Raw genomic sequence first — 18,842 nt, 5'->3', positions numbered from 1 at the left:
AGATGCTGGACAGGCTGAATTTCCCTTTGACAGGTGCCGGCCGCATCCCTAGAATGCGGCGCCTATGTCGAATGGCCCGATTCCACCTCACGTTGATCCGCGCAAACTTGCTGATCGTGGCACCATCCTTACGGGTGAGTTGCTGCTGGCTGATTTGCCGCGACTCTGCGACCCGCTTGCCGATAACCAAGGCATGGTGCGCGCGAAGTTTTCTTTCGAGCGCGACGAGCGTAATGCTGTGGTTCTACACAGCGAGCTTGAGGTTGAAGTCAAGATGGTTTGCCAGCGTTGTCTGGACCTGGTCGCTCTGCAGATCCACAGTGCGTGCGATTACGCTGTGGTGAAAGAAGGTGCGAATACCCAGTCTGTGCCGCAAGGCTATGACGTGCTGGAAATGGGTGAAGATCCATTGGATCTGCTGGCCTTGGTTGAAGAAGAGCTTTTGCTCGCTTTGCCCATTGTCCCGGCTCATGACCCTAAAGATTGCCAGCAGCCGGCGGGCCTTGATGAGCCCGAACCGAGCGAGGACGAGGTAACGCGGTCCAACCCGTTCAGTGTATTGGCGCAGTTAAAGCGTGACCCAAACGTTTAGGAGTTAATTAGTTATGGCTGTTCAGCAGAACAAAAAATCCCGTTCCGCCCGCGACATGCGTCGTTCGCACGATGCCCTCGAGGGTAATGCCTTGTCCGTCGAGAAGAGCACCGGTGAAGTTCACCTGCGCCACCACGTATCGCCGGAAGGTGTGTACCGTGGTCGCAAAGTGATCGACAAGGGCGCTGACGAGTAATCCTTGTCCGCTCCGATCATCGCGATTGATGCAATGGGTGGGGACTTCGGTCCCCACTGCGTTGTTCCGGCCAGCATTGCCTGTCTGGCTGAATACCCCTCGCTGCACCTGGTCCTGGTTGGCCAATCCCCCCTTATTGAAGATTTGCTTGCTCAGCATCCCGCTGTCGATCGCGCGCGTCTGCAGGTAAAGCATGCTGGCGAAGTGATCGGTATGGACGAGCGGCCGTCGCAGGCCTTGCGTGGCAAGCCGGATTCCTCGATGCGTGTGGCGTTGGAGTTGGTGCGTGAGGGGCGCGCAAGTGCGTGCGTCAGTGCGGGTAATACCGGTGCATTGATGGCGTTGTCGCGTTATGTGCTGAAAACCCTGCCTGGCATCGATCGCCCAGCCATGGTGACGGCGATTCCGACTCAGCGCGGGGCGTGTCATCTGCTCGACCTGGGGGCCAATGTCGATTGCAGTGCCGAGCACTTGTATCAGTTTGCCGTGATGGGGGCAGTGGCGGCTGAAGCATTGGGGGTTGTTGGCCCGCGTGTGGCGTTGCTGAATGTTGGCACTGAAGATATCAAGGGCAATCAACAGGTCAAGTTGGCCGCCAGCTTGTTGCAGCAGGCCAAAGGGCTTAACTACATCGGTTTTATCGAGGGAGATGGGCTCTACCGTGGTGAGGCCGATGTGGTGGTGTGCGATGGTTTTGTCGGCAATATCCTGCTCAAGTCGAGCGAGGGATTGGCGGCGATGATTGCTGCCCGTATCGAGGTGCTGTTCAAGGAAACGCTAGCCTCGCGCTTGGTGGGAGCCCTGGCGTTGCCATTACTGCGACGTTTGCAGGCCGGCTTGGCGCCCGCGCAGCACAATGGCGCAAGTTTCCTCGGGTTGCAGGGTATCGTCGTGAAAAGCCACGGAGCCGCTGGTGCGGAGGACTTCAAAAGCGCCATTCGCCGTGCCTTGACGGAGATCCAAGAAAACTTGCCGCAACGCTTGCATGGTCGTCTCGAAGATCTGTTGCTCTAGGATGTGACCGCAACTGGCGGCCTGTCATCCAACTGTCAGTTTGTTGCGCTTGGCTATACCGGGCGTCAATTTTCCCGACGATTAGACCATTAAGGGACCTCTTTACATGTCTGCATCCCTCGCATTCGTCTTTCCTGGCCAAGGCTCGCAGTCCCTGGCGATGTTGGCCGAGCACGGTGCTCAGCAGAACGCGCTGCTCGACACCTTCGCCGAGGCGTCCTCGGCGCTCGGCTACGACCTCTGGGCCCTGGTTCAGCAGGGGCCGGAAGAACAACTCAACCAAACCGACAAGACCCAGCCGGCTATTCTCACGGCCTCTATTGCCTTGTGGCGCCTGTGGCTGGCCGAGGGTGGTGCGCGCCCGGCATTTGTTGCCGGCCACAGTCTGGGCGAATATTCGGCGCTGGTCGCCGCTGGCAGTCTGCCTTTTGCCGATGCGGTGAAACTTGTCGAATTGCGTGGTCAGTTGATGCAGCAGGCGGTGCCTGCTGGTCAGGGCGGCATGGCGGCCATCCTCGGGCTTGAGGATGCCGATGTGCTGGCTGCCTGCGCTGAAGCAGCGCAAGGCGAGGTTGTCAGCGCGGTGAATTTCAATGCGCCGGGCCAGGTGGTTATCGCCGGTGGGGCGGCTGCCGTTGCGCGCGCCATTGACGCGTGCAAGGCGCGTGGTGCCAAGCGCGCCATGTCGCTGCCGGTCAGCGTGCCGTCGCACTGCGATCTGATGCGTCCGGCTGCCGAGCGTTTCGCTGCGTCGGTCGAGGCTATTGCCTGGCAGTCCCCACAGATCCCCTTGGTGCAAAACGTCAGTGCGGCGGTCGTGGCCGATCTCGACAGCCTCAAGCGCAATTTGCTGGCTCAGTTATACAGCCCGGTGCGTTGGGTTGAGTCGATGGTCTGTCTGGCTGAGCAAGGGGTGACCGATTTGCTCGAATGTGGCCCAGGCAAGGTCTTGTCGGGGCTGAATAAGCGCTGCGTCAAAGGCATCAATACCCATAATCTGGATACCCCGGACGCCTTCGCCGCCGCACGCGCGACGCTGGCCTGATTGAGGAGAGGTTTTTATGAGCCTGCAAGGTAAGGTTGCTCTGGTTACCGGCGCGAGCCGCGGGATCGGTCAAGCCATCGCCCTGGAGTTGGGGCGGCAAGGTGCAGTGGTCATCGGTACGGCGACTTCTGCGTCGGGTGCCGAGCGCATCGCTGAAACACTGAAGGCGCACGGCATCGAGGGCGCAGGCCTGGTGCTGGATGTCAGCGACAGTGAGTCGGTTACCAGTACCCTCGAACATATCCAGCAACATCTTGGTCAGCCGTTGATCCTGGTCAATAACGCTGGTATCACCCGCGATAACCTGATGTTGCGGATGAAGGATGACGAATGGTTCGATGTCATCAATACCAACCTGAGCAGCTTGTACCGGCTGACCAAGGCGGTGCTGCGCGGCATGACCAAGGCGCGTTACGGACGCATCATCAACATCGGTTCGGTGGTGGGTGCCATGGGCAACGCCGGGCAGGTCAACTACGCAGCTGCCAAGGCCGGCCTTGAAGGTTTCGGCCGTGCGCTGGCGCGTGAAGTGGGTTCGCGGGCGATTACCGTGAACGCTGTGGCACCGGGCTTTATCGACACCGATATGACCCGCGAATTGCCGGAAGCGCAGCGTGACGCGCTGCTGACTCAAATTCCGTTGGGCCGTTTGGGGCAGGCCGAAGAGATCGCAAAAGTGGTCGCTTTCCTCGCTTCTGATGGCGCGGCTTACGTTACAGGCGCTACTATCCCTGTGAACGGCGGGATGTACATGAGCTGAATGTGACGGATGGCTTCAGAAAACTGTCATAGATGCTGTCTAAAATCCGTTATAAAGCTGCAATAGGTTTCTAGACAGATCGTTGAAGTGTTCGTGGGGCACCCCGGCATTCAGCTTGAAATGCTAAAAACCCTTTATATACACTTGGCCGCAGAACAGTGGCCTGGATTTGTCCCATTAGGAGTGAGAACAAGGTATGAGCACCATCGAAGAGCGCGTCAAGAAAATCGTTGCCGAGCAACTGGGCGTCAAAGAAGAGGAAGTAACCAATAGCGCTTCCTTCGTTGAAGACCTGGGTGCCGACTCTCTTGACACCGTTGAGCTGGTGATGGCTCTCGAAGAAGAATTCGAGACCGAGATCCCGGACGAACAAGCCGAGAAGATCACCACCGTTCAGGAAGCGATCGACTACGTTACCGCTCACGCGTAAGACGTATTCGTCGGTTCCCGACTCGGAAAAGCCGCACTGCCTGTATGGGCGTGCGGCTTTTCTTTAGGCGCATTCCATGCGTCGAACAACCGAATAAGAGGAGATTGCTGTGTCGCGTAGACGCGTCGTGGTTACCGGTATGGGCATGTTGTCGCCGCTGGGTAACGATGTGCCGAGCAGCTGGCAGGGCATTTTGGCCGGTCGCAGTGGCATCGGCCCGATCGAGCATATGGACCTTTCCGCCTATTCCACTCGCTTTGGTGGCTCGGTAAAGGGCTTCAATGTCGAGGAGTACTTGTCCGCCAAGGAGGCGCGCAAGCTCGATCTATTCATTCAGTATGGTCTGGCCGCCAGCTTTCAGGCGGTGCGCGATTCGGGTCTGGAAGTGAACGACGCCAATCGCGAGCGCATTGGCGTGGCCCTCGGTTCCGGTATTGGTGGTTTGACTAATATCGAGAACAACTGCAAGTCGCTGCACGAGCAGGGGCCACGGCGGATTTCGCCGTTCTTCGTCCCGGGCTCGATCATCAATATGATTTCCGGTTTCCTGTCGATCCATCTGGGTTTGCAGGGGCCTAACTACGCCATTGCCACGGCCTGCACCACGGGCACGCATTGCATCGGCATGGCGGCGCGTAATATTGCCTACGGCGAAGCCGATGTGATGGTGGCTGGCGGTGCGGAAATGGCCGCGTGTGGTTTGGGCATCGGTGGGTTTGCCGCGGCACGTGCGCTGTCCACTCGCAACGATGATCCGACGAAAGCCAGCCGGCCATGGGATAAGGACCGCGATGGTTTCGTGTTGTCCGATGGTGCCGGTGCGCTGGTGCTGGAAGAGTTGGAGCACGCCCAGGCGCGTGGTGCGAGCATTTATGCCGAGCTGATCGGCTTTGGCATGAGCGGCGATGCCTACCACATGACTTCGCCGCCGGAAGACGGCGCCGGTGCTGCGCGCTGCATGGCCAATGCGCTGCGCGATGCGGGGATTACGGCGGATCAGGTGCAGTACATCAATGCACATGGCACATCAACGTCGGCGGGTGACAAGGCCGAAGTCGCGGCCATCAAGTCGGTGTTCGGCGAGCATGCCTATAAGCTCGCCGTCAGTTCGACCAAGTCGATGACCGGGCACCTGCTAGGCGCTGCCGGCGCCGTAGAGGCGATTTTCAGCGTGCTGGCATTGCGTGATCAGGTCGCGCCGCCAACCATCAACCTGGATGCGCCTGACGAGGGCTGTGACCTCGATTTCGTCGCACATCAGGCCAAGCCCATGCCGATCGATGTGGTGCTGTCCAACTCCTTTGGCTTTGGTGGTACTAACGGCTCGCTGGTGTTCCGCCGGTTTGTCGGTTGATGCCAAGCTGGATCGACGGTCGTCCGGCTGAGCTGCTGTCCGTCAGGGACCGTGGCTTGGCCTACGGCGATGGTCTGTTCGAAACCATCGCCGTGAGTGGCGGCAAGTCCGCCTTGCTCGAACGCCATCTCGCACGTCTTGCCGATGGCTGTGCGCGCTTGCAGATCGCCCTTGACCTGGCGCTGGTACGTGCCGAATTGCTGGCGTTCAGTGGTGAACTGGGTGATGGCGTTGCCAAGTTGATCGTGACCCGTGGCGATGGCTTGCGTGGCTATGCACCGCCGTCGCCCTCGCAGTCACGGCGCATCCTGCAAGGCAGCGCCAAGCCCGTCTACCCGCACGAGCATGCCGAGCGTGGGGTGCGTCTGTTTCCCTGTGTTACACGTCTGGCCGAGCAGCCGGTGCTGGCTGGTTTGAAGCACCTCAATCGTCTGGAGCAAGTGCTGGCGCGTGTCGAATGGCAGGACGCGGAACATGCCGAAGGCTTGATGCTGGATACAGCAGGGCGGGTGGTCGAGGGCGTCTACAGCAATCTGTTTCTGGCCACCGGCGGCGTCCTTCAAACCCCCGAGCTGTCGCGCTGCGGCGTCGCCGGAGTGATGCGGGCCGAGTTGCTGGCGCAGGCAGGCAGGCGGGGGCTAGCATGCACTGTGCGCGATATCAGCCTAGCGGACTTGTTGGCCGCCGATGAGGTGTTTCTCTGTAACAGTCTCTATGGGGTGTGGCCTGTGCGTGCGCTGCAAGGACACGACTGGCCGGTCGGCCCGCTCACCCGTAAACTGCAAGCCATTGCCCGCGATCTACTGGACTGCTGATTTGTGATACGCAAACTATTACTGCTGCTGGAAGGCGGCGTGTTGCTTGCTGGCCTGCTTGTGGCTTTTGTCGCTTGGCAGCAACACTCGGCGCTCGAACAGCCGTTGAATCTGACTGAAGAGCGTTTGCTGGAAGTGCCTGCCGGTGCCACGCCGGGTGGCGTGCTCAATCGCCTGGAAGCCGATGGTGTGCTGCACAGTGCGTTTTGGTTGCGGCTGTACTGGCGCTTCAATTTGCAGGGGCAACCGCTGCACAGCGGCGAGTACCGCCTGACACCGCAATTGACGGTGCGAGATATGCTTGGGCTGTGGCGGCGTGGCGAGGTGGTGCAGTACAGCCTGACGCTGGTCGAGGGTTGGAGCTTCCGTCAGGTGCGCGCTGCGATGGCGCGTGAGGACAAGCTCGAATTGACCCTGACAGCGCTCAGCGATGCCCAATTGATGGCGCGTCTCGGGCAGCCCGGCGTCAACCCCGAGGGGCGTTTTTTCCCAGACACTTACCGGTTTGTCCGGGGCATGAGCGATCTTGATTTGCTCAAGCAGGCGTATACCCGTCTCGAACAGGTTTTGGCTGAAGAGTGGGCAGGGCGTGCTGATGGGCTGCCCTACAAAGAGCCTTATGACGCGTTGATCATGGCCTCCATGATCGAGAAGGAAACCGGGGTACCGGAGGAGCGTGGCGAGATCGCTGGGGTCTTCGTCCGTCGACTGCGCATCGGCATGCGCCTGCAAACTGATCCGACGGTGATCTACGGTCTGGGCGAGCGCTACAACGGCAAACTGACGCGTGCCCATTTGCGTGAGCCAACGGCCTATAACACCTATGTGATTGACGGTATGCCGCCGACCCCGATTGCTCTGGTCGGGCGTGAAGCGATTAACGCGGCGCTGCATCCGGTGGCCGGCAAGAGCTTGTATTTCGTCGCTCGCGGCGATGGCAGCCATGTATTCTCCAACACCCTCGAGGCGCACAATCGCGCGGTGCGTGAGTACCAACTCAATCGCCGTGCGGATTATCGTTCCAGCCCCGCCCCCGTACAGCCAAGCAATCAATAAGGACAGCCCGTGAGCGGTTTGTTTATCACCCTGGAAGGCCCGGAAGGCGCCGGCAAAAGCACCAACCGCGATTACCTGGCCGGGCGCCTGCGCGAGCAGGGCATCGAGGTGCTGCTGACACGTGAGCCCGGCGGCACGCCATTGGCGGAGCGGGTGCGCGAGTTGCTGTTGGCGCCGAGCGATGAGGTGATGGCGACCGACACCGAATTATTGCTGGTGTTCGCGGCGCGGGCTCAGCACCTGGCGCAGGTGATTCGTCCGGCGCTGGCGCGCGGTTGTGTGGTGCTTTGCGACCGCTTTACCGATGCCACATACGCCTACCAGGGCGGTGGGCGTGGGGTGTCGGAGGCGCGTATCGGTGTGCTGGAAAGTTTTGTGCAAGGCGATCTGCGTCCCGATCTGACGCTGGTGTTCGATCTGCCGGTGGAGATTGGCCTCGCCCGCGCGGCTGCACGAGGGCGGCTGGATCGTTTCGAGCAGGAAGGCCGTGGCTTCTTTGATGCCGTGCGTCACACCTACCTGCAGCGCGCCCAGGCAGCGCCGCAACGCTATAAAATTCTGGATGCGGCGCAATCACTGAGCCAGGTGCAGCACGCGCTGGATGAATTGCTGCCGGCTATCGTGGAGTTGTGCCGTGGCTGATGCCTACCCTTGGCAAACCGCGCTGTGGCAGCAGTTGGCCGGGCGCGCGCAGCACGCCCATGCATACCTGCTGCATGGCCCGGCGGGCATCGGTAAGCGGTCGCTCGCCGAGCGCCTGATGGCGCGGCTGTTGTGTCAACGACCGGTTGGGTTGGATGCCTGTGGTCAGTGCAAGGCCTGTCATTTGCTGGCGGCGGGTACTCATCCCGATAACTTCGTGCTGGAACCGGAAGAAGCGGATAAGGCGATCAAGGTCGATCAGGTCCGCGAGCTGGTCAATTTCGTGGTGCAAACGGCGCAACTCGGCGGCCGCAAGGTGGTATTGGTCGAGCCGGCCGAGGCGATGAACCCGAATGCGGCCAATGCCTTGCTGAAAAGTCTAGAAGAGCCGTCCGGCGACACGGTATTGCTGCTTATCAGTCACCAGCCCAGCCGTTTACTGCCGACGGTCAAGAGTCGTTGCGTGCAGCAGGCCTGCCCATTACCCAGCGAGGCCATGAGCCTGGCCTGGCTGGCTCAGGCCTTACCCGAATGCACGGACGAGCAGCACCGCGAGTTGCTCTGTCTGTCTGCGGGGTCGCCACTGGCGGCGGTGCGCATGCAGTCGCAAGACGTGCGTGAGCAGCGAGCGCAGGTGGTCGAGGGCATCAAGAAACTGCTCAAGCAGCAGATTGCGCCGAGCCAGTTGGCCGAGAGTTGGAATGCCGTTTCGCTGCCGTTGTTGTTCGACTGGTTCTGCGACTGGGCGCAGTTGATGTTGCGCTATCAGATGACCCGCGACGAAGCCGGCTTGGGGCAAGCCGATATGCGCAAGGTTGTGCAGTATCTCGCGGAGAAAACGGCGCAACCCAAGGTGTTGACGATGCAGGACTGGTTGCTGGCGCAGCGCCATAAAGTCATCGGCAAAGCCAACCTCAACCGTGTCTTGCTTCTCGAAGCCTTGCTGGTGCAGTGGGCAAGCTTGCCCGGACCGGGCTAGAATCGGGCCCTCACGTGCTAAAAACCAGGAATGCCGCATGAGCTTGCCACCTAATCTGGGTCCGCGTAACGGAATCTTGTCTCTGACCATCAAAGACAAATCCGTGCTCTATGCCGCTTACATGCCCTTTATCAAGAACGGCGGGCTGTTTATCCCGACCAACAAGAGCTACAAGCTCGGCGATGAAGTGTTCATGCTGCTCAACTTGATGGATGAGCCGGAAAAAATTCCGGTTGCCGGCAAAGTGGTGTGGATCACCCCGAAAGGCGCGCAGGGCAATCGTGCCGCGGGCGTCGGCGTGCAGTTCAACGACGGCGACAACACCGCGCGCAACAAGATCGAAACCTACCTGGCGGGTGCGCTGAAGTCGGACCGTCCGACTCATACCATGTGACCCATGTCGTTCTCAGAGCCTAGGGCTCGCGGTGTCGATGCCGGCACTGATTCTCAAGTGATTGCTATCCATGCTGGTTGATTCCCACTGTCACCTCGATCGTCTCGACTTGGCTGCTTACAACGGCTCTCTTGATGCGGCGCTGGATGCTGCGCGCGCGCGCGGTGTCGGGCATTTTTTGTGCATTGGCGTCAGCGCCGAGAATGCTTCCGCGGTTAAAGCAGTGACCGATCGTTATGCCGATGTCGATTGTTCGGTGGGGGTTCACCCACTGGATCTTCAGCCGGGCGCGGCGCCGGCCCTGGACTGGTTGCTGGCTGAGTTGAACCACCCGCGGGTGGTGGCCATCGGCGAAACCGGCCTGGATTACCACTACGAGCCGCAAGCCGCTGAATTGCAGCAGGAAGCCTTTCGCCTGCACTTGCAGGCTGCCCAGGTCACCGGTAAGCCGGTGATCGTGCATACCCGCGAAGCGCGCGCCGATACCCTGAAACTGCTGCGCGAGGCCGCGTTGCCGCAGGGCGGCGTGCTGCATTGCTTTACCGAAGACTGGGAAATGGCCAAGGCCGCACTGGATATCGGTTTTTATATTTCGCTGTCCGGTATCGTCACCTTCCGCAATGCCGAGGCGCTGCGTGACGTCGCGCGCCAGGTGCCGGTCGATCGCCTGCTGGTGGAAACCGATTCGCCGTATCTGGCCCCGGTGCCGCACCGTGGCAAACCGAACCTGCCGGAGTATGTGCGTGAGGTGGCGGATTACCTGGCGGTGCTACGCGGCGTCAGTTTCGAGGAGCTGGCCGAGCAAACCACCACGAACTTCAAACGGCTGTTTCCGCTGGCACGAGTCGCTTAGCCATAGCTGGGCGCGTACTGAATTACGCGCAAAAAAAACCCGGACTCTGGGGGATGAATCCGGGTTAAGACCATTAGGAGTAAATCAAGGTACGCGGTCCACGGTACCTTGCCTGGTGGGGCACTTGGGGGGAGATGCCGCACACCAGTACCCATCAGTATTGGCGAAGTTTGCTGATCGTCCAGGCCGGTTCAGCTCATTTTTTAAACAGATTTGGAATACCTGCGCTGCTGCTGAGTCCGCATCCTGTTGCCAACTGGCGCAGCAGCTGCAACGTCTCTTCGATTACCCGCGCCTCGCTGTAGAAATGCGGTGACAAGCGGATGCCGTCGCCGCGCTGCGCGCAAATGACCTGTGCGGCTTTGAGCTGCGCAAAGAGCGCCTGATTGTCCCAGCCGGCAAGGCTGAATGTGACGATTCCGGCACGCCGCGCCGGATCGCGCGGACTGTGCAGGCTGACGCCTGGGATACCCGCCAGGCCATCGAGCAGCCATTGCACGCGGGCCTCGAGGGCTTTACCAACTTCGGCCATGCTCACCTCTTCGAGCAATGAGAGGCTGGCCTCCAGCGCCATGGCGCCAAGCATGTTCGGGCTGCCGCACTCGAAACGCCGGGCCGAGCGTGCCGGTTGCCAGTCGCTGCGTTGGTAGTCGCCGGCGTGTTCCAGCATGTGCCAGCCATATTCATGCAGTTTCAGTTGTGCGCGCAGGTCGCTGCGGCAATAGAACACGCCCAGGCCTTCCGGGCCGAGCAGCCATTTATGCCCATCGGCCATGGCGAAGGCGCATTGGCAGGCCTGGGCATCGAAGGGCAGGGCGCCGAGTTGCTGGATCGCATCGACGCAGAACAGCACGCCGCGTTGCTGGCAGCCATGGCCCAGGCGCTCGAGGTCAAGGCGCAGGCCGCTGGCGAACTGCACTGCGCTGATCGACAGCAGACGAGTGCGTGGTCCGCAGGCATTGAGTAGGTTGGTTTCTGGGTCGCCGTTGTGCAGGTTGACCTGAATCACTTCGACCCCGAGCGGCTTCAGCGCCTCCCACACCACACGGTTGGACGGAAACTCTTCGTCACTGATCAGCACCTGATCGCCGGGCTGCCAGTCGAGGCCGAAGGCGACGAACGACAGGGCTTCGGAGGTGTTTTTGACCAATGCGATATCGGCGCTGGACGGTGCATTGAGTAGGCGTGCCAAGCGGTCGCGCAGGCTGCGCTCAACCAATAACCAGCTCGCATAGTCACGCGCGCCGATTTGCGCGTTCTGCTCGGCGAAGCGGCGAACTGCCAGCACGGCGCGCTGTGGCCACGGGGCGACGGCGGCGTGGTTCAGGTAACGTATTTCAGGAAGTTGCGGAAACTCGTCATGAATGGCGTACATGGTCGGATGATCCGTGCAATTTAGCGGCATTTAGGCATAATACGCGGCTTCGATTTTCGACCCTTTAGTCTCTTTATGCAGAAAGAACCTCGTAAAGTTCGTGAGTTTCGTCGCCGCGAACAAGAAATCCTCGACACCGCCCTGAAGCTCTTTCTCGAGCAGGGGGAAGACAGCGTAACCGTCGAGATGATCGCCGACGCTGTCGGTATCGGCAAAGGCACCATCTACAAACACTTCAAGTCCAAGGCGGAAATCTACCTGCGCCTGATGCTCGATTATGAGCGCGACTTGAACGAGTTGCTGCATTCGGCCGACGTCGATCGCGACAAGGAAGCGCTGTCGCGCGCCTATTTCGAGTTCCGCATGCGTGATCCGCAGCGCTACCGTTTGTTCGACCGCCTCGAAGAAAAGGTGGTCAAGGGCAATCAGGTGCCGGAGATGGTCGAGCAGCTGCACAAAATTCGCGCCTCCAACTTCGAGCGCCTGACCCAGCTGATCAAAGGCCGAATTGCCGAGGGCAAGCTGGAAGACGTGCCGCCGTACTTCCACTACTGCGCCGCCTGGGCGCTGGTGCATGGCGCCGTGGCGCTGTACCACTCGCCGTTCTGGAGCAACGTGCTGGAAGATCAGGAAGGTTTCTTCCAGTTCCTCATGGATATCGGCGTGCGCATGGGCAATAAGCGCAAGCGCGATGGCGACGCTCCGTCGAGCTGACCCTATTCAGCCGGTCTATAGCACGTGCCGCGCATGTGCTGAGACCGGTTGCAGCGATATACTCCGAGCTATCACTCGCCGGAGCTTTCCATGATCGTCGACCGCCAAGGCAGACGTTTTCGTAACCTGCGCATCAGCCTGACCGCTGCCTGCAATTACGCCTGCACCTACTGCGTGCCGGACGGTAAGCGTTTGGTCGCGGCGCAGGATGAACTCTCCGCCGAAGCCATGGTGCGTGGCGTGGCCTACCTGATCGAAGCCGCCGGTATCGAACGTCTGCGTATCACCGGCGGCGAACCGCTGGTCAGCCCGAAACTCGATGTGTTTCTGCGTGAGGTCGGTCGATTGGGTTTGGCCGAGATCAGCCTGACCACCAACGGTCAATTGCTCTCGCGCAAGCTACCGCTGCTGCTGGAAAGCGGCATCCGCCGTCTCAACGTTTCCCTGGACACCCTCGATACCAATGCGTTTCGTGTGATTGCGCGGGGTGGCGATTTGGCCAGTGTCTTGGCTGGGCTGGAAGAGGCCCGCGCGGCGGGATTGAAGATCAAACTCAATATGGTGCCGTTGCGTGGGCAGAACCTCAATCAGGTGCTGCCGTTGCTCGACTATTGCCTGGAGCGTGGCTTCGAGTTGCGCTTTATCGAGTTGATGCGCATGGGTCACCTGGCACGCGACGGCAACAGCTTCCTGCAGCAGTTCGTCGGCATGCCCGAACTGTTGAGCATGATTGGCGAGCGCTACAGCTTTGCCCAGGCCGATGCGCCGCTGGATGCCACCGCGCTGCGCTATGAGATTCCGCAGCAGGGGTTTTTCGGCGTGATCGCCAATGAAAGCGTGCCGTTCTGCCGTACCTGTTCACGTTTGCGCTTGTCGTCGACCGGTTGGTTGCATGGTTGTCTATCGTCAAGCAACCGCCATTATGTCGGCGACTTGCTCGATAAACCGCGTCATCAGGCCTTGCCGGCCTTGCAGCGCTTGTTGGTCAAGGCGCTCGGCGACAAGCAGGACGTTGCCTTCTCCGGCGGGGTGACCGTCATGAAGATCATTGGAGGATGACGGCCCCGTGAGTGAGTTTCCCATTGCCTATATCGAGCCGGTCTTCCGCCCGCCGAGCGAGGCGCATTCGCTGATCCTGCCGGTGACCAACGGCTGTTCCTGGAACCACTGTACCTTCTGTGATTAGTTACCCCTGATTTGACTCCTAAACTATCGTGAAAGCCCCTCTGAATTTCCTCCCTATGCCGTAGAAAATAGAAATCTCAGCAAAAATAATCTTCTGCACGCATTTTTTACTACTAGAGTTACCCCTGAACGGTACAGGTAGTCCCCAATTTTTTGGTGCAGCTCGATGAAAACCTTCTTCGAATCATCCCATCGCGAGTACAGAACGATCATCGGCGACGCGACTGGTATGCAAGATGTTTTGCCTGTCGTAGTTACTGAGCATGGAGTGCTTGATCAGTTTGTCCGTTATATGTATTTGAATCGGCGCAAAAGTCGCTCATGGCAAGATGCTGCAACTTTTGCGATTCAATTGCTGCTCGAATTCATGGAGGCGAATCAAGGTTTCTTCGAAAAGCCGAGGGAGCTATTTACGTCGTTTTCAAATGCTCTTTATACCGGCACGAGTGGAGGGGGGCGTGATCCGTCAGGGCTTTATTGGCAGCCAAGGCAGCCTGATGATGCCAGTAAGCTGATCGGCCACATCACTCGATTTACGGACTGGCTTTCAGCGATCAATGAAGATACCGACCTCCAACTCAACCCATGGAGGAACGCGACTCGGCATGAGCAGCGGTTGAATTGGGCTGCTTACTCGCATCGGAGAGACAACGCCTTTCTCTCTCACCTGTTTCGCCGAGCGCCACAGACCGATCAATCTAGGGTGGTGCGCTCCCAAGGGTTGCCTATTGATGATCTTACTCCCGCAAAAACATTCCCAGTAGAAAAGCTCAATCTGTTGTTCACTGAGGGCTTCCGCAGGATTGCGAGAGACCGGCGCGGCCCAATAGATCTTCGCAATGTTCTTATTACGTTGCTTATGCACTACGGCAGTTTACGGCTATCTGAAGCGCTTTCACTTTGGAGTGATGATGTGACGCTTGAGAATGGAGAAGTGATCGTCCGTGTATATCATCCGGAGTACGGGCTCGCCCCGGACGGAAAAACTAATCGAGCTTCGTACCTGCAAAAACGCTTTGGAATGCTGCCGCGCAATCGTTTGGTAAAAGCTATCGACCCTCTGTTCCTTGGCTGGAAAGACGCACTACTTACCGATCCAATTCGTAAGTGTTTTGAAGTCTTTTTTTTTCCCCATTTTGCCGGGCAGACGTTTGCTCGGCTGTGGCGCGACTACCACCTGATACAGCGGGTAAAGCCAGCAATGTGCGACCAGCACCCTTATGCATTTACTAGCCGCAATGGTCGACCGTACTCGCATCGCATGTTCCGCAAGGCTCACCAGCTAGCAGTAGAACGAATTGGTCTAGAGTACGGAAAGCTTCAGGGCACGACGCCGCATGGTCATCGACATGCCTATGGCCAACGCATGTCAGCAGCTGGAGCCCCGGCGATCAGTATCAAAACCGCGATGCATCACAAATCGATTGAATCGAGCCAGACTTATACGGTGCCGACCTCAACGGATTTTCGCAGTCGTATGATTGAAATGGAGTCGCGACTTTCTGAGCAACACGCAAATGTCGAAGTACTGCAACTTGGCAGGGAGGAAAAATAATGCCAGGGAAAAGGGTGGACTTGTACAGCTACGCCGAGGCGCAGGCGGTAGTTCAAGCGCTGGGTATCGAAAGCGTCAAGGACTACAGGGTGCGCTATGTAACAGCCACGAGGTTACCTTCATGTCCGCATCGTGTGTATCTCAATGCCGGCTGGACAGACTGGTTTGATTTTTTGGGTAAGGACAAACCTGACAGGTACACAACCTACGCTGAGGCTCAGGAGGCGGCATTAGCGCTGGGTATGGAAGATATTAACGACTATAACGCACGTTATTGGAAAGACCCGAGGTTGCCTGCCTGTCCTCAATCCTCCTATGCTGGCATGGGTTGGGTAAACTGGTACGTTTTTCTTAGCAAGAACAAATCTGATCTGTATACCACTTACGCCGAGGCGCAAGTGGCGGCCCAAGCGCTAGGTATCGGATCGGCCAATAACTATATTGCATGCTCCCACCAAGACCCGAGGCTACCTGCTAGCCCATCGGCTTTCTATGCTAGCAACGGTTGGATAGATTGGTTTGACTTCTTGGGCAAGGAAAAGCCGGAGTGGTACGCAACCTACGCTGAGGCGCAGGCAGCAGCCCAAATACTGGGTATTGAAAATAGCAGCGACTACTATGCGCGCTATAACCAAGATCCAAGACTGCATTCTAACCCCCATCGTTTCTATATCAACTCCGGTTGGACAGACTGGTTTGACTTCTTGGGTAAGGAGAAGCCCAGCCTGTATGCAACTTACGCCCAGGCAAAAGCAGCAGTCCAGGCGTTAGATATTAAATATATGGGTGAATACAAAGAACGCTATCGGGAAGACCCGATGCTGCCTTCTAATCCCCGTGCTACTTATGATAATGCTGGCTGGGTGAGTAATTATGATTTTTTCAGCAGACAAAAACCCAACCGTTACACCACTTACACCGAGGCCAAAGTAGCGGCCCAAGCGCTAAATATTCAACACATGGGTGAATACAGAGCACGTTATCGAGAAGATCCAAGGCTACCCGCCGACCCGCAAAGGCTTTATGCCAACGCTGGCTGGACTGACAATTATGAATTTCTCGGTCAAGACAAAATTAACGATTATTCATCTGACTACCCGATAGTGCTTGCCGATGTTGAGCGTTGGCTGAAGACTCAAACAAATATCACGACTAAACGAGCTGCTATCAAAGTGTTGTTGAATGGTTTTTATCAACCCCTGAAATTACCAGACGACTCCAAATATCCGCTGTTGCGAAGCCATAAGTTTAATACCACTGTGTACACGCAGTTGATCGAGAGTCAGGCAGAGTCGACGCAGAGACCGTATCACAGCGCTATTACTGGTTTTTTCCAATGGTTGCTTGACGAGGATTGCACCGACGAGGACGGTGATGAACGTATTGTTCTTCCAGATTTTCGAAATCCTTTCGTTACAGTGCTTGCTGGATTTTCAGACAGTTTGCAAAATTATCGGCCCTCTCAGTCAACTAAGTTTCCACTTGGCTACGAGTATATCCTGCGTGCGCGTAATTTCTTAGTGCCTAACAGCGATGCGTCCTTGCAGACACGGCCAACTTTGATGGACTTACCGCATCTGCAAGACTTCTTTAATAGTCGTACTGATTGGATATACGTTGATCAGTCGCAAATTGATAGGAGTGACTCGAATTGTATTTGGCGCGAAGTAAAAAATGCTGATCGCTATCGCAACGGTAATCGAGTAGTAATGGATTCTTATCAAATTTGGTCGCCTGTACGGTTTATTGCTCTCTACATGTTGCTGCGTTTTCCGCTGCGAGGCCAACAGATTTTGTGGCTCGACAGTGGCGAGGCTGATAACGAAATAGCTATTTTGGATGCCAGTGGTTCGATTCGCTGGGAAAAGAATACTGGCCCGTTGGCGGGGAAGGGTAGCAAAAAGAGTCGCCCTCAGGCTGTCGTGCAAAAGGGTCACAAGGGTATACCGAAACTCTATATAACCACCAACAAGAGTGGGCGTTCTGAGGGGGGGTATGACGTCGAATGGATACCTGATGATCTCCTGTATTGGCTTTTGTTACTGCGTGATTGGCAGGCCAAATACAATCCTATTTCCAAGCCGACTGAATGGGTTGACGTCAATCTTCGGGCCGAAACCAACGTAAAAATCCTCAAAGCACGGGGAACACAATGTTTCTTGTTTCGCACTGAAGCTGTGGATCAGGTTTTGCAGACAACCACTGCGTTCTCGCACGCATTGCCTGCCTTGCTATACCGCATTCAGCGTGTGCATGAGGATTTGGCGACAGTTAGCGAAGGTCAGAAAAATAGATTCGTTAGTTCGTATACCCCGCACAGTCTGCGCGTTAGCTTGATAACTGCATTCATTGCAGATGGTGATGCCCCCATTCACTTGATCTCTAAACTAGTCGGACACACCTCGTTGGTGATGACAATCTATTACATAAGGCTGAGCGGCGAGCAAATGCGGCGGCCCATGGATGAGGTGGAAAAGCTAGCAGCACATCGATCCGCAGAGCGTAGCGCTGAGGCGATCAGTCTCGGTGGGCTTCACTCCGTGCGCGATCAACTCATTGCGACGGATGGGAATCGTTTTTTTATCGAGTCTGATGTTCCTAGAACGGCATGTGTTGTATCTGATTGTGGCATTTGCCCCATGTCAGGTGCTGCTTGCTATATGGGTGGCGAAGTTGTTGTCGAGAGGAAAGTCGAGTCTCTGTATAGCCCTGTTCAGGCTGGCTATCTCGGCCAGAAGAATTGCCCTAGGTGTAGATTCTTTATCACTGGTGTTCCGTTCCTAGGCGGGCTCGTCTCGCTTGCAAATGAAATAGGGCTGGAAATTTCCACGGAAAGTAACCGCTATCAGAGATATACGGCAGAGTTGGATGAGCTGGAACAAGAGCACTATGACACCTGTCAGAACGGCGAGCCATTCCTCCGTGAGATGGAACGTAAGCAAGCGGTATCCAATCAACATTGCAGTGCTGGAAAGCTTGACAGTTTGCTAGGGGACTACTCCGCCCTCAATGGTCATATTCAAAGTTGCCTGAAGTTGATCAACCAAAATAATCTTGATTCCGATAGTGACGTCAGGCTAATCATTTCTGGAGACGTGCATGAAATAGGTGTCGCATACGAGGAGTCAGATACGGGATATCACCTGCTTGCCGAAATCTGCCAGAACGCGGCCATCTACAAGTCAGCCAATGCCTCTCGTGCTGCGCCTCTGATTTCCCAGGCTATCGACCGGATGGCCGAAAATAATGGTTTGCCGCCTGCCATGTTTAGGCTCAGTCACGAACAAACAATTATTGTGGCTAATGAGCTTAATAGGCTTCTGCTCATGCGGCTGGGCTCTTGGGAAAAGATCGATGATCTTTTTTCTGGTGAGTTGATGTTGCTCGATATTGATACACATGAACCCGAGTTGACGCGCATCTCCACGGAGATTCGGCAGCTCCTTTCTAGCCCAAATAGTGCTCACCAGATTTTTCAGGAGATTCCGGTTTATGAGTGAGCAACTAATTTCACCACAGGAAACCTACGAGCGACTGATCCATGAGGCCAGCGATGCACGCCGCAAACGCAGCCTACATGCGTTGAATGAGGTGTGCCGATTACTGCATGAGCGCAACTCTTCGGATTTTTCCTACAAGACCATCATTACTCTTGGTCAAGATCGCGGTCTATCTGTGCCTGGTGAGAAATCCATAGTCAACGCCACGGGAGCGCATTACCGTGAGTTGATCCAGGCATGGAAGTTGATCTCGGTTATAGGGAAATCCAGTGCAGCGCCCGTCTCCAATAGTTGGATCGATATGATTGAAGATCCTGTGCTGCGACTAAGCGTCACCCTGCTTGCCAAAGAGTTGCGTGCCTGTTGCTGCTGACCGAAAACTG

19 protein-coding genes and 1 pseudogene are annotated in these 18,842 nt (G+C 57.1%); 19 read left to right on the top strand and 1 reads right to left on the bottom strand.

What is annotated here, in order from left to right; translation table 11 throughout:
• The first annotated feature begins 64 nt into the window (after nt 1–64).
• From B3M58_RS11075 to B3M58_RS11015, 13 genes are all read left to right on the top strand, one after another.
• Nucleotides 65–592 (top strand): YceD family protein, encoded by a 528-nt coding sequence (locus B3M58_RS11075; protein WP_296219129.1) that lies wholly within the window; start codon nt 65–67, stop codon nt 590–592.
• 13 nt (nt 593–605) lie between these two features.
• Complete coding sequence (gene rpmF / locus B3M58_RS11070) at nt 606–788, top strand: 50S ribosomal protein L32 (protein ID WP_025167420.1); 183 nt, start codon at nt 606–608, stop codon at nt 786–788.
• Nucleotides 789–791: 3 nt separating this feature from the next.
• Nucleotides 792–1,802: a phosphate acyltransferase PlsX gene (gene plsX / locus B3M58_RS11065; RefSeq protein WP_414704077.1), complete on the top strand. Its 1,011-nt coding sequence runs from the start codon at nt 792–794 to the stop codon at nt 1,800–1,802.
• A gap of 106 nt (nt 1,803–1,908) precedes the next feature.
• The gene (gene fabD, locus B3M58_RS11060; RefSeq protein ID WP_296219120.1) at nt 1,909–2,847 is read left to right on the top strand and encodes an ACP S-malonyltransferase; all 939 of its coding nucleotides are present in this window, start codon (nt 1,909–1,911) and stop codon (nt 2,845–2,847) included.
• A 16-nt stretch (nt 2,848–2,863) separates the two neighbouring features.
• Complete coding sequence (gene fabG / locus B3M58_RS11055; protein ID WP_296219118.1) at nt 2,864–3,607, top strand: 3-oxoacyl-ACP reductase FabG; 744 nt, start codon at nt 2,864–2,866, stop codon at nt 3,605–3,607.
• A gap of 196 nt (nt 3,608–3,803) precedes the next feature.
• A complete protein-coding gene (gene acpP / locus B3M58_RS11050) occupies nt 3,804–4,037 on the top strand; it encodes an acyl carrier protein (RefSeq protein WP_058066290.1) in 234 nt (77 codons plus the stop codon).
• A gap of 109 nt (nt 4,038–4,146) precedes the next feature.
• A complete protein-coding gene (gene fabF, locus B3M58_RS11045) occupies nt 4,147–5,391 on the top strand; it encodes a beta-ketoacyl-ACP synthase II (protein WP_296219116.1) in 1,245 nt (414 codons plus the stop codon).
• A complete protein-coding gene (gene pabC, locus B3M58_RS11040; protein ID WP_296219115.1) occupies nt 5,391–6,206 on the top strand; it encodes an aminodeoxychorismate lyase in 816 nt (271 codons plus the stop codon). The genes fabF and pabC overlap by 1 nt, the downstream gene beginning before the upstream one ends.
• A 3-nt stretch (nt 6,207–6,209) precedes the next feature.
• Nucleotides 6,210–7,262 carry an endolytic transglycosylase MltG gene (gene mltG / locus B3M58_RS11035; RefSeq protein WP_296219114.1) on the top strand — a complete coding sequence of 351 codons (1,053 nt, stop codon included), beginning with the start codon at nt 6,210–6,212 and terminating at the stop codon, nt 7,260–7,262.
• A gap of 9 nt (nt 7,263–7,271) precedes the next feature.
• A complete protein-coding gene (gene tmk, locus B3M58_RS11030; RefSeq protein WP_296219113.1) occupies nt 7,272–7,904 on the top strand; it encodes a dTMP kinase in 633 nt (210 codons plus the stop codon).
• Entirely contained in the window at nt 7,897–8,883 is a 987-nt protein-coding gene (locus B3M58_RS11025) for a DNA polymerase III subunit delta' (protein WP_296219112.1), read from the top strand. The genes tmk and B3M58_RS11025 overlap by 8 nt, the downstream gene beginning before the upstream one ends.
• Nucleotides 8,884–8,920: 37 nt before the next feature.
• The gene (locus B3M58_RS11020; RefSeq protein WP_003245164.1) at nt 8,921–9,277 is read left to right on the top strand and encodes a PilZ domain-containing protein; all 357 of its coding nucleotides are present in this window, start codon (nt 8,921–8,923) and stop codon (nt 9,275–9,277) included.
• 70 nt (nt 9,278–9,347) lie between these two features.
• A complete protein-coding gene (locus B3M58_RS11015) occupies nt 9,348–10,130 on the top strand; it encodes a TatD family hydrolase (protein WP_296219099.1) in 783 nt (260 codons plus the stop codon).
• A 196-nt stretch (nt 10,131–10,326) separates the two neighbouring features.
• Here B3M58_RS11015 and B3M58_RS11010 read toward each other — a convergent pair whose 3' ends face one another.
• A complete protein-coding gene (locus B3M58_RS11010) occupies nt 10,327–11,505 on the bottom strand; it encodes an aminotransferase class V-fold PLP-dependent enzyme (RefSeq protein ID WP_296219097.1) in 1,179 nt (392 codons plus the stop codon).
• Nucleotides 11,506–11,580: 75 nt separating this feature from the next.
• Here B3M58_RS11010 and B3M58_RS11005 point away from each other — a divergent pair, with 75 nt between their 5' ends.
• The 6 genes and pseudogenes from B3M58_RS11005 (at nt 11,581) to gmtX (ending at nt 18,832) form a co-directional block, all read left to right on the top strand.
• Nucleotides 11,581–12,219, top strand: a complete 639-nt coding sequence (locus B3M58_RS11005) for a TetR/AcrR family transcriptional regulator (RefSeq protein WP_296219096.1) — start codon at nt 11,581–11,583, stop codon at nt 12,217–12,219.
• 90 nt (nt 12,220–12,309) lie between these two features.
• On the top strand, nt 12,310–13,278 hold the full coding sequence (locus tag B3M58_RS11000; protein WP_296219095.1) for a GTP 3',8-cyclase MoaA: 969 nt from the start codon (nt 12,310–12,312) through the stop codon (nt 13,276–13,278).
• A 7-nt stretch (nt 13,279–13,285) separates the two neighbouring features.
• Nucleotides 13,286–13,402 (top strand): annotated as a pseudogene (locus B3M58_RS10995) (radical SAM protein); the annotation flags it as partial.
• 168 nt (nt 13,403–13,570) lie between these two features.
• Nucleotides 13,571–14,959 carry a gamma-mobile-trio recombinase GmtY gene (gene gmtY / locus B3M58_RS10990; RefSeq protein WP_296219094.1) on the top strand — a complete coding sequence of 463 codons (1,389 nt, stop codon included), beginning with the start codon at nt 13,571–13,573 and terminating at the stop codon, nt 14,957–14,959.
• Nucleotides 14,960–14,979: 20 nt separating this feature from the next.
• The gene (locus B3M58_RS10985; protein WP_296219093.1) at nt 14,980–18,459 is read left to right on the top strand and encodes a VPA1269 family protein; all 3,480 of its coding nucleotides are present in this window, start codon (nt 14,980–14,982) and stop codon (nt 18,457–18,459) included.
• A complete protein-coding gene (gene gmtX / locus B3M58_RS10980) occupies nt 18,452–18,832 on the top strand; it encodes a gamma-mobile-trio protein GmtX (RefSeq protein ID WP_296219091.1) in 381 nt (126 codons plus the stop codon). Before B3M58_RS10985 ends, gmtX begins: the two co-directional genes overlap by 8 nt.
• The last annotated feature ends 10 nt before the right edge of the window (nt 18,833–18,842 follow it).

Source organism: Pseudomonas sp. UBA2684 (assembly GCA_002354655.1).
GTDB lineage: Bacteria > Pseudomonadota > Gammaproteobacteria > Pseudomonadales > Pseudomonadaceae > Aquipseudomonas.
This window is presented reverse-complemented; position numbering and strand designations above follow the sequence as displayed.